This is a genomic window from Paracidovorax avenae ATCC 19860 (assembly GCF_000176855.2).
GTDB classification, from domain to species: Bacteria; Pseudomonadota; Gammaproteobacteria; order Burkholderiales; family Burkholderiaceae_C; genus Paracidovorax; species Paracidovorax avenae.
On record NC_015138.1, the window covers coordinates 2,168,945 to 2,183,563 of the forward strand.

The window sequence follows — 14,619 nt, forward strand, 5'->3', positions numbered from 1 at the left end:
GTTTCTGCGACCAGCTGTACTAGAGCACGGTCTTCCACCAGCGCGCCAGTTCCTCCCCGATCGTCTGCATCGCGGCTGCCTGGACTTCCGGGTCGGTGTGGCAGAACGCCCTGTCGAACGGGCGTCCGAACCGGTTCCTGGCTTCCTCGGCCTGCTCCTGCATCCTCTGCGCCTGCTGTTTCGAGATGCTGTCGAAAGTCCATACCGGCAGCAACTGGGAGGCCCAGACGCTATGGCTGGTGGTCGGGAGTTTTTGCTGGTCGAGCAGGGACAGGCCCACGAAGCATTCTCCCAATGCTTGCTGCTGGTGCCTGGGTAGCCACCGCACCATGGGCCAGGCACTGAAATTCGGCCGCTTGGGCCAGATGTCCAATACCACATCCGTTACTTGCGAGATGGCCTGCGGATCTCCTGCGAAGAATGCCTTGCGCAGCACTTCCTTGCCGACGGTGGCCTCCAGTTCCGCCGCCGCAGCTTTCAATCGCTTGCCATTTGCCAGCTTGCTGAAATCGTAAACGCCCAGTTTACCGATCCAACTGCCGGGGAGCTGGTCGGCGAAATATTCGGTGAGTGCTTCGTTGAGGGTTCGCCAATGCTCGCTTTTCCTTATCGCCTTGTCGAAGCCCGGATGGGTTACGCAATGCACATATTCATGGTGCACCGTGTGCAGCGCCCCTGCATTGGATGCGAAAGGGTACAGGTACATGGTGGTGGGTTGGCCGTTCCTCTCGCGGATCAGATGGGAGTCGCGGGTGGAGGCATCCGGGCTTTGGAACCCGATGACCGGAACGATGCTGTGGCAGGCGCTGTCTGCCGGAATGTGGGAGCCAAAGGCAGCCATGACATTCGCTCTGCCTTCCTGAACCGTTTCTTTGGTGACTCGGTTGCTGAAGCTCGCACCGCCCATGAGCGTCTGCCCCGGATGGGACAGGAGGTCCTTTGGATGGCGGGCACCCAGGTACAGCATCGACCCGGCCATCGCAGGCACATAGATCGCGGAAAAGCCGATATACCCCTTGAACGCATAGCTGGCGACCCGGTACGCCATGTCCACGGCGCTGGCTGCCAAGGTCCTGCGCTGTGCCGGGGGGGCGGGCGTGGCGGGTGGGCTTGCTCTCCCTGCGGGGGGTGGGGATCGCGAAGTGCCTGGCGCGCCCTTTGCACCACGTTGCCGAAGGGTTTTCAGGGATTCCATCCCGGCCCGCGGCCTTGGTGAACTCCCTTCGCCCTGAGGGGAGAGAGCGTTCGTGCGCGGCGCCAGCGGAATGCCCGCTGCCGGGGCACGGGTGCTTTCCGCTGGCAAAGGCGTGGCGGTTGCGAAGGGCGAGTCAGTTCTCGGTCGCGGGGAGCGGGGAGGTGTGGCATTGATGGTCATGGGGCAGCACCTGTGCAGGCCGTCATACTGCACTGCACACATCCTGCATCCGTCCCGCGTATGCGAACGGCCTCCCGGTGCGACGAAGGGTATGTGCGGCAATCGTGTTGCTGCCGCCCTCCGGATCACTTCACAGCTTGTAGAACGCCTTGATGAACCCCCAGGCTTCTTCCGGATCGTCCGTGTAGTGAAAGAGGTTCAGGTCGGCCGCCGAGATCGTTCCCTGTTCCACCAGTGCCTCGAAATTGACCACGCTCTTCCAGAACTCGGTGCCGAACAGCACGATCGGCACCGGCTTGGCCTTGCCGGTCTGCACCAGGGTGAGCACCTCGAACAGCTCGTCGAGCGTGCCGAAGCCGCCGGGGAAGGCGACCAGCGCCTTCGCGCGCATCATGAAATGCATCTTGCGCAGCGCGAAGTAGTGGAACTTGAAGGACAGCGACGGCGAGATGTAGCGGTTGCCGCTCTGCTCGTGCGGCAGGGCGATGTTCAGGCCGACGTTGAGTGCCCCGGCTTCGTGCGCCCCACGGTTGGCGGCCTCCATGATGCCCGGGCCGCCGCCGGTGCAGATGTAGATCCGGTCGGAGGGCGGAAGCTGCTGGCTGTAATTCGCCACGACGCCGGCGAAGCGGCGCGCGAGGTCGTAGTAGCGGGCGTTGCGCACGGCCAGCTGTGCGCGCGCGATGCGGGAAGCGTCCCCGCTGGCCTCGGCATCGGCCAGTTGCTGCGCGGCGTCTTCGGGCGCCAGGAAGCGCGCGCTGCCGTACACCACCACGGTGTTCTCGATGCCCTGGGCCGTCTGCCCGAGGTCGGGCTTGAGCATCTCGAGCTGGAAGCGGATGCCGCGGGTCTCGCGGCGCAGCATGAATTCCGGGTCCGCGAAGGCGAGGCGGTAGGCATCCGCATGCAGCGGGTTGCCGTTCACGGCATGGTTGTGCAGCTCGGCCCAGGCGTTGGCCAGCCGGCTTTCGTTGAGTTCGGTATTGGATTCCATGGAAGCGATGGTGCGAAAGGGAAGATGGCATGGCCGTGGCCATGGCGGGAGACAGTGGCGAGTGTGCGACAGATCAGCGGGCCAGCCACCACAGTGCCGAGCGCATGCCGGCCCAGGTGAGGGCCAGGGAGCCGCCCAGGTGCAGCGCGATGGTGCCGAAAGCCAGTCCGTAACGCTGCTGCATGAGCATGGTGACCACTTCGCCGGAGAAGCTGGAGAACGTGGTGAGTGTTCCCAGGAGGCCGGTGATCACCAGCAGGCGCCACGCGGGATCGATGTCGGGGCGGCTGGTGAACACCGCCAGCGCGATGCCGATGCAGTAGCCGCCGATGAGGTTCACGGCCAGCGTGCCCCAGGGGATCAGACCGCCCGGGTTGAGCCAGAGCGCGAAGCCCCAGCGCATCAGGGCGCCGACGCAGGCAGCCAGGCAGATGACGGCGATATTGAGCAGCATGCCCCCGAGTATGTCAGGACGCGAGGGCACCCGGAGGGGGTCACCCCCCGTCCTTGCCCATCACCAGGTCCGGGAGCACGGTGACGATCTGCGGGAAGAGGGTGATGAGCGCGATGCAGACCACCAGGCAGAGGAAGAAGGGAATCGCCGCGCGGGCGATGGTATTGCTGTCCTTGCCCGTCATGTTCTGCAGCACGAAAAGGTTGAACCCCACCGGCGGCGTGACCTCGGCGATCTCCACCAGCAGCACGATGAAGATGCCGAACCACACCAGGTCGAAGCCGGCTTTCTGGATCATCGGCAGCACCACCGCGCTGGTGAGCACGATCATGCTGATGCCGTCGAGCGCCGTGCCCAGCACCAGGTACACGATCGTCAGCACCGCGATCAGGGCATAGGGTGGCAGGTGCATGGATTCGACCCATTCGGCCAGTTCGCGCGGTATGCCGGTGAAGGCCATGGTCTTGGTGAGGAAGGCCGCGCCCGCGAGGATGAACATGATCATGCAGCTGGTGCGGGTCGCGCCCATCAGGCCCTCGCAGAAATTCCGCCACGTCAAGGACCGGCTCCAGAGCGCCAGGCCCAGCGATCCCACCACCCCGAAGGCCGCGCACTCGGTGGCCGTGGCATAGCCTGCCACCAGCACCCAGACGATGAACACGATCAGCACCGTGACGGGGATGAGGTGGCCCGACTGCCGGATCTTCTGGCGCAACGTGGTGGGCGGATCGGCCGCCGGCACCCGGTCGGGATGCCGCAGGCTCCACCAGCCGATGTAGCCCGAGAACAGCAGCATGAGCAGCAGCCCCGGCAGGAAGCCCGCCAGGAAGATGCGGATGATGGAGGCATCGGCGGCCACCGCGTACACCACCATGGTGATGGAGGGCGGGATGAGGATGCCCAGCGTGCCGGCCGTGGCCAGCGAGCCGAGGGCCAGGCGCTCGTCGTAGCCGCGCCGCAGCAGCTCCGGCAGGGCGACCTTGCTGATGGTGGCGCAGGTGGCGGCCGAGGATCCCGACACCGAGCCGAAGATGCCGCAGCCCAGGATGGTGGTGTGCATCAGCCGGCCCGGCACCCGGTTGAGCCAGGGCCGCAAGCCTTCGAACATCTCCTCGCTCAGCCGGGTGCGGAACAGGATCTCGCCCATCCAGATGAAGAGGGGCAGCGCGGCCAGTTCCCAGCTTGCATTGCTCTCCCAGAAGGCCGAGAACAGGTTCTTGCCGGGCTGGGTGCTGGTGAAGAAGGCCTGGCCCACCCAGCCGCAGATGGCCAGCGTCATCGCGATCCAGACGCCACCCGCGAGCAGCACGATCATCAGCAGCAGCAGGATGCCGCCCACCATCAGGATGTCCATGGCACAGGTCTTTCTGCCGCGCACGGCGCAGCGTGGATTCTCGGAAACGGCGGCGCCTCAGATGTCGGCGGAGAAGTCCCCGCGCGCGTGGCGCTCCTCGACCGCGCGCACGAAGCTCGGAGTTCCGCCGCGCAGCACGATGAGGAATTCGTCCATGACGGCCACCAGCAGCAGCACCGAGCCGATGGCGAAGCTCAACTGGGGAATCCACATCGGCAGCGGCAGCAGGCCCTGGGCCACGTCGTTGAATTCCCAGCTCTCGTACGTGAACATGCAGGCGGACCAGGCGAGGTAGGCCGTCGCCACCGTGCCGATGGCGAGCGCCGCCAGTTCCAGTGCGCGGCGCGGGCGCGGCGGCAGCTTTTCCAGCAGCAGGGTGACACGCACGAAGTCCCCGTGCTTGAAGGCATGGGCCATGGCGAAGAAGGCCGCGGCCGCGCAGAGCCAGGCCACCACATCGTTGAGCGCGCCGGTGCGCACGCCCGCCTCGCGCAGGATGCTCTGGGCGATCATCAGCGCACAGATCAGCGCGACACAGGCGGCGCCCAGGGCGCCTGCAGCGAGGTACAGCCGGTCGAAGAAGCGACGCACGGACGCCTCACTTGGCCGCGGCGGCGGGGGCGGACTTGCGGTAGGCCGCGATGATCGCTTCGCCGTCCGGTCCGGCCTTGCGCAGCCATTCGGCCAGCATCACGTCGCCCACCTGGCGCAGGTCGGCGGTGAGCTTGGCCGGCGGCGGCAGTATCTTCATGCCCTTGTCGGCCAGCGCTTTCTTGTACCACTCGTTCTTGTCCGCACTCAGCTTCCAGCCGCGTGCCTCGGCTTCCGCGGCGGCCTTGAGCAGGGCGTCCTGTGCGGGCTTGTCGAGTGCGTCGAAGGCCTTGCGCGACACGATGACCGCGTTCTTCGGCAGCCAGGCCTGCGTGTCGTAGAAGTACTTGATGCTCTCGTAGAGCTTGCTGTCGTAGCCCGTGGAGCCGGAGGTCATCATCGATTCCACCGCGCCGGTGGCCATGGCCTGCGAGAGTTCCGCGGCCTGGATGGTCACCGGCTGCGCGCCGATGAGTTCCGCGATCTTGGCGGTGGCAGGGCTGTAGCCACGCCACTTGATGCCGCGCAGGTCCGCCACGGAGGTGATCTCCTTCTTGCTGTAGATGCCCTGCGGCGGCCATGCGACCGTGTAGAGCAGGCGCAGCCCCTGCGCGCCGAGCAGGCGCTCCAGCACGGGCTTCTGGGCTTCGTACAGGCGCCGGGATTCGGCGTACGAGGTGGCGAGGAACGGGATGCCGTCCGCGCCGAAGACGGCGTTCTCGTTCTCGAAGTTGGGCAGCAGGATCTCCCCGGCCGGCGCCTGGCCGCCCTGGACCGCGCGCTTGATCTCGTTGGCCTTGAAGAGCGAGGCGTTCGCATGCACCGTGATGCGCAGCTTGCCGCCGGTCCCGGCTTCCACGTCCTTGGCGAACTGCATCAGGTTCTCGGTATGGAAGTTGGTGGCCGGATACGCGGCCGCGAGGTCCCAGCGGACCTGCGCGGCGGCGGGCGCCACGGAAAGGACGCCGGCCAGGGCGAGGGCAAGGAGGGGAAAGGCTCTGCGCTGCATAGGTGCTCCGGAAGGAAAGGTCATCCAGGAAGGGCTGTGCGGCCCGGCACCGCGCGAACGCCGACGCAGGCCGCCAGGGCGCATCGAATGTAAGCGGGGTACCGGGGAGGGGCACCCCGGGTGCGACCCCGATGCCCCCACCTCCGCGCTGGTGCTATGCATGTCCCGTGCCAGGCACGCTGCGGGCCCGGCAGGGGTATCAGCCGCCGGCGATGATGTCCTGCCAGGCCCGTTCCGCCGCCAGCACGGTGGCGCATTGCACCGTGTGCGCGAAACGGAATGCATCCCCGTGGATGGTTTCGTCGGGAAACTCGGTGATGAGCGTGACCGGGGCGCCGCGCTGCACCTCGGAGCGGGTGCAGGCCGTGCCGTGGACGAGCTCGAACGGCAGGGCACCGGCATGGCGCTCGTAGAGAGCGATCTGCGCTGCGTTGAATTCCACCAGCCCGGGCACGTTGCCGAGCTCCGCGGCCACGCGTTCCAGCAGCGCCGTGGCACGCGTTTCCCAACCCGCGTGGTAGCGGAGGATCAGGAAAAAGCCTTTCGGAATGGTCCAGAGATCGAAGCCGCGGGGCACGTAGCCGGTCAGCGGGCGCGTCCACTCGTGGGCAGGGTAGCCGTGCAGGTTGAGGTGCAGTTGCGCGCCCGAGAGTGCCAGCCCCTGCTCGAGCGCCTGCCGTTCGTACCATGGGGCGCTCTCGCGCCATTCCAGGTCGTCGCCGAGCGCGGTGTAGCGTGCAGCATGGTGCATATGGTGGGGATGGTGCGCTCCCAGCTCCCGATGCAGCGCGTAGCCATCGGGATTCTTCAGCGGCAGCAGCGCGAAATGCGCTCCGGGTTGCGCCGCCAGCGCCTGGCCGGCCCGCAGCGCGCCCACCACGCCGGATGTCTCGTTGGCATGCTGTCCACCGCTGACGAGGACCGGAACCCGGCTGCCGTGCAGGTAGCGCCCCCACACGCTGCGTCCCTGGCGCGAGTGTGCTCCGAAAGGCTCGCCGCCCAGCCGCTCCAGTTCCTGCGCGATGCGTGCGGGCGCGGGGCCCCTGTCGAGATCCTCCAGGACCTTCCCGGTGTCCGTGTCCGGCCACGCGGCGGCATCCTGTGCGACGGTGTCGAAAGGCCGCATTTCCACCCGCACCCGCGGCGGGGCTCCGGGAGCGCAGGGGCGCACATCTGGCACGAGCTGTCCAGGCTGCAGAAGCCGGCTGCCCTGCGCGCGGCCCGAGTGCCGCTGGAACAGCTCGAGCAACCCGAAGTACAGGTCCTCGTGCAGCGCCTCGAAGGTGCTGATGCACTCGTTGGACGCAGTCAGCGGGCATTCGTAGCCCGGCAGGTCCACGCGCAGGTCCAGCCGTTCGAAGTAGGGCTCCTGCCGCGGCCAGGGATGGGATTCCACGGCCTGCACGGCACGCCAGAACAGGCGCTCGAACTCCGTTGCCTGCGCGGTGTCCAGGAGATCGCCCGCACCCTCCGAGCGGCCTGCGCGCAGCCAGCCGGTGGCGCAGAGTTGCGGCGTGCCCAGCACATCGGGCCGCAAGTGGTTGGGTGCGAATACCCGGTGCGTCTGTGTCGCCCCACCGGCGAAAGCCAGCGTCACTTCGTAGTGGAGATCGCTTCCACCGGTTTCGAATGCCATTTCGCAGCCCGGAACCAGGGCGGCCAGTGGATAGGCTTCCAGGCGGAAACGCTGTGCGCCTGCATCGGGATGCACCGGATAACGCACCCGCGCGCTGACCGGGCGCTCGCTGCCGCAGCAGGCCGGCAGTTCTTCGATGAACCAGTGCACGAGCGGCTTGTAGGCGCTGCGCAGCCGTGCCTGCACGCCGGCCTCTGCCAGGCGCCGTTCGGCCGTGCGCCTGGCCTCGGCACCTTCGAAAAGCCAGCCCTCCACGAAGCAGCCGCGCCAGCCGGGAGCGGTGAAGCGCTCGATCCATTCATCGAGCGTGCGGGGCTCGGTGGCATCGAGCAGGAGGAGCGTTCGGGGCGTGTCCGGGTGGGCGGTGTGCATGGGAGGGGCGAAGATTCGGTGGCTGGCTGGACGGTGCCCGATACGGGTCGCCCCTACATTATGGGAACTGGCGGAAAGGCGCGCATGCGCGTCAGCCCGCAGAACGCAATTCTGGACGAGGACGCGACATGGCAGGAAACAGCTGGCAGTTCTGGGTGGACCGCGGTGGCACTTTCACCGATATCGTCGGGCGCGGGCCGGACGGTTCGCTGGCCACGCACAAGCTGTTGTCTGAAAACCCGGAGCACTACCGCGACGCGGCGGTGGCGGGCATCCGCCATCTGCTGGGACTGCCGGCCGGCGCGCCAGTCACGCCCGACCGGGTGGAGTGCGTGAAGATGGGCACCACGGTGGCCACCAACGCCCTGTTGGAGCGCAAGGGTGAACCCACGCTGCTGGTGACCACGCGCGGTTTCCGCGACGCGCTGCGCATCGCCTACCAGCACCGGCCGCGCCTCTTCGACCGGCACATCGTGCTGCCCGAGCTGCTCTACAGCCGCGTCATCGAGGCCCAGGAGCGCGTGGGCGCGCACGGCGAGGTCGAGCAGCCGCTCGACGAAGCGCACCTGCGCGAGCGTCTCTGGGCGGCGTACGACGCCGGGCTGCGCAGCGTGGCCATCGTGTTCATGCACGGATGGCGCTTCACCGCGCACGAGGCTGCCGCGGCACGGCTCGCGCGCGAGGCGGGTTTCACGCAGGTGAGCACCTCGCATGCCACCAGCCCGCTGATGAAGTTCGTCAGCCGCGGCGACACTACCGTGGTGGACGCCTACCTGTCGCCCATCCTCCGGCGCTATGTGGAACAGGTCGCGGCCGAGATGCCGGGCGTGCCGCTTTATTTCATGCAATCGTCCGGCGGGCTTGCCGATGCGCGCCGCTTCCAGGGCAAGGACGCGATCCTTTCCGGCCCGGCGGGCGGGATCGTGGGCATGGCACGCACCGCCGCTGCGGCCGGCTTCGACCGGGTGATCGGGTTCGACATGGGCGGCACCTCCACCGACGTGAGCCATTACGCGGGCGAATTCGAGCGGGAGTTCGAGACGCAGGTGGCCGGCGTGCGCATGCGTGCACCCATGATGGGCATCCATACCGTGGCCTCGGGCGGCGGTTCCCTGCTGGACTACGACGGAGCGCGCTTCCGCGTGGGCCCCGAGAGCGCCGGCGCGCATCCGGGCCCGGCCTGCTACCGGCGCGGTGGTCCGCTGGCAGTGACCGACGCCAACGTCATGGTGGGCAAGATCCAGCCCGCGCACTTTCCCCGGGTGTTCGGTCCGTCCGGCGATGCGGCGCTCGATGCGGACGTGGTGCGCGAGCGCTTCGGCGAATGGGCAGCCCGCACGGGCCGGCCACCCGAGGACGTGGCGCACGGCTTCATCCGGATCGCGGTGCAGCAGATGGCCAACGCCATCAAGAAGATCTCGGTCGCGCGCGGCTATGACATCACCGCGTACACGCTGCAGTGCTTCGGCGGGGCGGGCGGGCAGCATGCGTGCCTGGTGGCCGATGCACTGGGCATGCAGCGCGTCTTCGTGCATCCGCTGGCCGGGGTGCTGTCGGCCTATGGCATGGGCCTGGCGGACCAGAGCGTGATCCGTGAACAGGCGCTCGAAGTGCCGCTGGACCCGCAGGAATGGCCGGCGGTGGAAGCCTCCCTGGCGCTGCTGGCCACCCGCGCGCAGGAGGAACTGCGTGCCCAGGGGCCGGGTGTGCAGGCGGGTGCGCCCTGCGTGCTGCGCAGGATGCACGTGCGCTATGCCGGGTCGGACACTGCCCTGGCCGTGCCCTTCGGCAGCCCGGTGGAAGTCCGGGCGGCCTTCGAGGCCGCCTACCGGCAGCGTTTCGCCTTTCTCATGGCGGGCCGGGCAATGGTGGTGGAGGCCGTGTCGGTGGAAGCCGTCGCTCCCGGCGAAGCGCCGGCCGAGAGCCTGCAACCGCTCCATCCGCCGCGCGAGGTACCGCGCCGCAGCACGGTGCGCGTCTATACCGACGGTACCGACGGCGGTGCGCGCTGGCACGAGGCGGCACTGGTCGTGCGCGGCGACATGCGCCCGGGCGACGTGCTGCAGGGCCCGGCCATCATCGCGGAGCGCACCTCCACCACCGTGGTGGAGCCGGGCTGGGAGGTCCGCCTCACCGCGCAGGACCATCTCGTGCTGGAGCGCCGCGTGCCCCGCGCGGAACGCCATGCGGCAGGCACCATGGTGGATCCGGTGCTGCTGGAGGTCTTCAACAACCTGTTCATGAACATCGCCGAGCAGATGGGGCTGCAGCTGCAGAACACCGCCCATTCGGTCAACATCAAGGAGCGCCTGGACTTCTCCTGCGCGCTGTTCGACGCCGAAGGCCATCTCATCGCCAACGCGCCCCACATGCCCGTGCACCTGGGCAGCATGGGCGAGAGCATCCGCACGGTGATCGCGCGCAACGCCGGCCGCATGCGGCCCGGCGACGTGTACGTGCTGAACGACCCCTACCATGGCGGCACGCACCTGCCGGACATCACCGTGATCACGCCCGTGTACCTGGAGGAGGGGGCGGAGGCGCCCGGACGGCCCTCCTTCTACGTGGGCAGCCGGGGCCACCATGCGGACGTGGGCGGTGCCACTCCGGGTTCGATGCCGCCCTTCTCCACGCGCATCGAGGAAGAGGGCGTGCAGATCGACAACGTCAAGCTGGTGGAGGACGGCGTGCTGCGCGAGGCCGGGATGCTCGACCTGTTGTCCGGCGGCGAGTACCCGGCCCGCAACCCGCAGCAGAACCTCGCCGACCTGAAGGCGCAAATCGCCGCCAACGAGAAGGGCGCGCAGGAACTGCGCCGGATGGTCGCGCAGTTCGGCCTTCTCGTCGTGCAGGCCTACATGGGCCATGTGCAGGACAACGCGGAGGAATCGGTGCGTCGGGCCATCGCACGGCTGGCCGCGCGCGTTCCCGAGGGCGCCTATACGCTGGCCCTCGACAACGGCGCATGCATCCAGGTCGCGGTGCGCATCGATGCCGCGCAGCGCAGCGCGGTGATCGACTTCACCGGCACTTCGCCGCAGCAGCCCAACAACTTCAACGCGCCCACCGCGGTGTGCATGGCGGCGGTGCTATACGTCTTCCGCTGCCTGGTCGACGACGACATTCCCCTGAACGCGGGCTGCCTCAAGCCGCTGCAGGTCATCATCCCGCCGGGCTCCATGCTGAACCCGCTGCCCCCGGCCGCGGTGGTGGCCGGCAATGTGGAGACCTCCACCTGCATCACCAATGCCTTGCTGGGCGCCCTGGGCATATCGGCGGGCAGCCAGTGCACCATGAACAACTTCACCTTCGGCAACGAGCGGTTCCAGTACTACGAAACCGTTGCCGGCGGCAGCGGCGCGGGCGGGCTCTTCGATGCTGCGGGTGCGCTGTCCGGGGGCTTCCACGGAACCAGCGTGGTGCAGACCCACATGACCAATTCTCGGCTTACAGATCCGGAAGTGCTGGAGTTCCGCTTTCCCGTGCGGCTGGAGAGCTTCGCGCTGCGGCCCGGCTCGGGCGGTGCCGGACGCTGGCGCGGCGGCGACGGCGGGGTACGCCGCATCCGCTTTCTGGAGCCGATGACGGCAAGCATCCTTTCCAACGGGCGCAAGGCCGGGACATTCGGCATGGCTGGCGGCGCGGCCGGCATGCCGGGCGTGAACCGGGTCGTGCGGGCGGACGGCAGCGCGGAGGCGCTGGGCAATATCGGCCAAGTGGACATGCGGGCGGGCGACGTGTTCGAGATCCACACGCCCGGTGGCGGCGGGTTCGGCGGCGCAGCCTGAGGCGGCCGCGGCGTGAGCGGGGGCCCTGCACGGGGCCGCCGCCCGGAGCCTTCAGGAATCGCGCTGCGAGGCGGTGGCGTCCGTCCGGCGGCTGAGGCTGGGCGGCACGTCCCGGCCTGCGCGCCGTGCGCGGAACAGTGCGGCGCGCATCAGGAAGATGTTGGTCACCGGCACAGTGACCGCGACGAACAGCGCGATCAGCAGCGGATGCAGCGCGAGGCCGTGGCCCGCGACCGAGAAATACAGCAGCGTGCCGTGCATGATGCACCAGCATCCCATCGTGGCGATGATCGAGGGGGCGTGCACGCGCTCGAAATAGGTCTTGAGCCGCAGCAGGCTGAGCGAGCCCAGCATCGCGATGGCGGCCCCGAAGAGCACGAGCACGGCCACGGCGATCTCGGCCCAGAGCGGGATGGACTGCGTCATTCGATCACCTCGCCGCGCAGCAGGAACTTGGCCATGGCCGTGGAGCTGGCGAACCCCAGCAGCGCGATGAGCAGTGCCGCCTCGAAATAGTGGGTGCTGCCGTAGTAGATGCCCAGCACCAGCATCGCCAGCATGCCGCTCTGGTACATGCAGTCCAGCGCGAGCACCCGGTCCTGTGCAGAGGGGCCTTTCAGGATGCGCACGAGCGCGAACACGATCGCCAGCGCGAGCATGGCCAGCGCGAGGGGCAGGGCCCAGGAGAGCACGGGGCTGGTGGTCATCGTCATGATTCGAAGATCTCCATCAGGGGGCGTTCGTAGCGCTGCTTGATGTGGCCGATCACGGCCTCGTGGCTGTCGAGTTCCAGCACGTGCAGCATCAGCACGGAGCGGTCCAGTGACAGTTCGGCCCACGAGGTTCCGGGCGTGATGCAGACGATCACCGCCAGCACGGCCAGTCCATTCGCATCGCGCAGGTCCAGCGGGATCTGCACGAAGCCCGGGGGATGCTTGCGCTGCGACTTGAACAGGAGGAAGCGCACCACGTTCAGGTTGGAGAGCGAGGTGTCCACCATCACCGACAGCGCCAGGCGCAGGATCGCGCCGGGACGGCGCACGCGCACCGGCAACGGGCGCAGCCCGCGCGTGAGCAGCGGAATCGCCACGCCGACGATGGCCGCGAGGATCAGGTGGCCTGCGCTCATCGAGTGGTTGAGCAGCAACCACATGCCGGCCAGGGCGAAGGACAGCAGCGGGGCGGGAAAGAGGCGCTTCATCATGGCAGGGCCTTGGTTTCGACCAGGGCCCCCGCCGCGGCGCCGGCCACCGGAGGGCCTGCGGGCACAGGCGCGGGCGGCAGCCTCCGTGCGGTGGCGCCCGCGCCTTCGGGCGTGGCGGGCCCCGGCTTCGGCCGGGCCGACATCACCGCATCGATGTAACCGCCTGGCGCATGCAGCGCATTCGCCGTCGCCTGCGTGAAGTCCATGACCCGGCCCGCCTGCAGCGTCAGGCCCACGCAGCAGGCCAGCAGCAGGGCGATCGGAATGCCTTCGAGCACGCGCAATTGCGGGGCAGGGCGGTCATGCGTGGTCCAGAAATGCCGCATGCCCGTGCGGGTGAGTGCGAGCAGTGCCATGAGCCCGGTGGCGATCAGCATGCCGAACAGCAACCAGCCGACCGAAGACGCATGCACGCCGGCCGACGTGCCGAGCCCCAGGGGATTGAGCAGTGCCGTGAGCATCGCGAACTTGCCGACGAAGCCCGACAGTGGCGGAAGGCCCGCGATCACCAGCGTGCACATGAGGAAGGACAGGCCCAGGAAGGCCGCCGCCGCCGGGATGACACGGCCGACCAGCACCATTTCCTGCTCGTCCAGGTTCAGGCGCTGGGCAGGCACCAGCTCGGGTGTGAGGAACGGAGCATCGTCGTCCAGTTCGTGGGGTGCGAGCGTGGCACCGTCGTTGCGCCAGCGGTCGATCAGGTCGGTGAGCAGGAAGAGGGCGCTGATGGCCAGCGTGGAGCTGGGCAGGTAGAAGAGCAGGCCCGCCGTGAGCAGGTTCTGCCCGAAACCCGCGGCCGCCAGCAGCGTGCCCGACGACAGGATGGCCGCATACCCGGCCAGCACGCCGATGCGCTGCGATCCCAGCATGCCGATCGCGCCGAATGCCATGGTCACGAGACCGCCCCCGATCAGCCACAGGCTGCCGAACAGCGCCGACGGCCCGGCCTCCGCGCCGAACATCAGCGTCCACAGGCGCAGGATGGTGTACACACCCACCTTCGTCATCAGTGCGAACAGCGCCCCGGCGGGCGCGCTGGCTGCGCTGTAGGCGGGCGCGAGCCAGAAGTTCAGCGGCCACACCGCCGCCTTGATGAGAAAGGCCGTGGCCAGGATGCCCGCGGCCGCATGCAGCAGGCCGCGATCGGCATCGGCCACATGCGGGATGGTCTGCGCGAGGTCCGCCATGTTCAGCGTGCCCGTGATGCCATAGAGCATCGACACGCCGATCAGGAACAGCGACGACGCCGCGAGGTTGATCGCGATGTAGTGCAGCCCCGCCTGCACCCGCGTGCGACCGGAGCCGTGCAGCAGCAGGCCGTACGACGCTGCCAGCATGATCTCGAAGAACACGAACAGGTTGAAGAGGTCCGCCGTGAGGAAGGCGCCCGCCAGCCCCATGAGCTGGAACTGGAACAGCGGATGGAAATGCACGCCCGCACGGTGCCAGCGCGCCGCTGCGAAGACGATGGAGCACAGCGCGACGAAGCTCGTGAGCACGAGCATGAGCGCCGACAGCCGGTCCAGTGCCAGCACGATGCCGAAGGGTGCGGGCCAGTTGCCCGGCAGGTACACGCCCATCGTGACGGGCTTGCCGCCGAGGTGGGTCCAGAACAGGAGCGCCAGCGCGATGCACAGGCCCGCCAGCGTGGACAGCAGGTTCATGCCCAGCTTGAGCCGCTGGCGCTCCTCGCGCAGCAGCAGCATCAGCGCCGCCGTCAGCAGCGGCAGCATGATGGGCGCGAGCATCAGGTGCGGCATGGCGGCCGACATCCAGTGCGAGAACTGTGCCTGCATGGCCGCGCTCACGGGCGGCTCCCGGCTGCGGTGCAGCGGTGCCCCA

The 14,619-nt window shown here is 68.3% G+C and carries 12 protein-coding genes; 1 reads left to right on the forward strand and 11 read right to left on the reverse strand.

What is annotated here, in order from left to right; all coding sequences use genetic code 11:
* Positions 1 to 19 precede the first annotated feature (19 nt).
* The 7 genes from ACAV_RS09660 to ACAV_RS09690 form a co-directional block, all read right to left on the reverse strand.
* Entirely contained in the window at positions 20 to 1,069 is a 1,050-nt protein-coding gene (locus ACAV_RS09660; RefSeq protein ID WP_157768747.1) for a hypothetical protein, read from the reverse strand.
* A gap of 436 nt (positions 1,070 to 1,505) precedes the next feature.
* The gene (locus tag ACAV_RS09665; RefSeq protein WP_013594385.1) at positions 1,506 to 2,369 is read right to left on the reverse strand and encodes an LOG family protein; all 864 of its coding nucleotides are present in this window, start codon (positions 2,367 to 2,369) and stop codon (positions 1,506 to 1,508) included.
* Between the two features lie 73 nt (positions 2,370 to 2,442).
* Positions 2,443 to 2,823 (reverse strand): fluoride efflux transporter CrcB, encoded by a 381-nt coding sequence (crcB, locus tag ACAV_RS09670; protein ID WP_013594386.1) that lies wholly within the window; start codon positions 2,821 to 2,823, stop codon positions 2,443 to 2,445.
* Between the two features lie 40 nt (positions 2,824 to 2,863).
* Positions 2,864 to 4,177 (reverse strand): TRAP transporter large permease, encoded by a 1,314-nt coding sequence (locus ACAV_RS09675; protein ID WP_174270271.1) that lies wholly within the window; start codon positions 4,175 to 4,177, stop codon positions 2,864 to 2,866.
* Between the two features lie 57 nt (positions 4,178 to 4,234).
* A complete protein-coding gene (locus tag ACAV_RS09680) occupies positions 4,235 to 4,768 on the reverse strand; it encodes a TRAP transporter small permease (RefSeq protein WP_013594388.1) in 534 nt (177 codons plus the stop codon).
* Positions 4,769 to 4,775: 7 nt separating this feature from the next.
* Positions 4,776 to 5,777, reverse strand: coding sequence for a TRAP transporter substrate-binding protein (locus tag ACAV_RS09685; protein WP_013594389.1), 1,002 nt, complete (start codon positions 5,775 to 5,777; stop codon positions 4,776 to 4,778).
* Between the two features lie 199 nt (positions 5,778 to 5,976).
* Positions 5,977 to 7,785, reverse strand: coding sequence for a M14 family metallopeptidase (locus tag ACAV_RS09690; protein WP_013594390.1), 1,809 nt, complete (start codon positions 7,783 to 7,785; stop codon positions 5,977 to 5,979).
* Positions 7,786 to 7,913: 128 nt separating this feature from the next.
* Here ACAV_RS09690 and ACAV_RS09695 point away from each other — a divergent pair, with 128 nt between their 5' ends.
* Positions 7,914 to 11,573 carry a hydantoinase B/oxoprolinase family protein gene (locus ACAV_RS09695; protein ID WP_013594391.1) on the forward strand — a complete coding sequence of 1,220 codons (3,660 nt, stop codon included), beginning with the start codon at positions 7,914 to 7,916 and terminating at the stop codon, positions 11,571 to 11,573.
* Positions 11,574 to 11,624: 51 nt separating this feature from the next.
* Here the strand turns inward: ACAV_RS09695 and ACAV_RS09700 are convergent, their stop codons facing one another.
* Genes ACAV_RS09700 through ACAV_RS09715 form a run of 4 tightly spaced genes read right to left on the reverse strand, consistent with a single transcriptional unit; the run spans position 11,625 to position 14,573 of the window.
* Positions 11,625 to 11,999, reverse strand: coding sequence for a monovalent cation/H(+) antiporter subunit G (locus ACAV_RS09700; RefSeq protein ID WP_013594392.1), 375 nt, complete (start codon positions 11,997 to 11,999; stop codon positions 11,625 to 11,627).
* Entirely contained in the window at positions 11,996 to 12,286 is a 291-nt protein-coding gene (locus tag ACAV_RS09705) for a K+/H+ antiporter subunit F (RefSeq protein ID WP_013594393.1), read from the reverse strand. The genes ACAV_RS09700 and ACAV_RS09705 overlap by 4 nt, the downstream gene beginning before the upstream one ends.
* Positions 12,283 to 12,777: a Na+/H+ antiporter subunit E gene (locus ACAV_RS09710; protein ID WP_013594394.1), complete on the reverse strand. Its 495-nt coding sequence runs from the start codon at positions 12,775 to 12,777 to the stop codon at positions 12,283 to 12,285. The genes ACAV_RS09705 and ACAV_RS09710 overlap by 4 nt, the downstream gene beginning before the upstream one ends.
* The gene (locus ACAV_RS09715) at positions 12,774 to 14,573 is read right to left on the reverse strand and encodes a monovalent cation/H+ antiporter subunit D (protein ID WP_013594395.1); all 1,800 of its coding nucleotides are present in this window, start codon (positions 14,571 to 14,573) and stop codon (positions 12,774 to 12,776) included. The genes ACAV_RS09710 and ACAV_RS09715 overlap by 4 nt, the downstream gene beginning before the upstream one ends.
* Positions 14,574 to 14,619 lie beyond the last annotated feature (46 nt).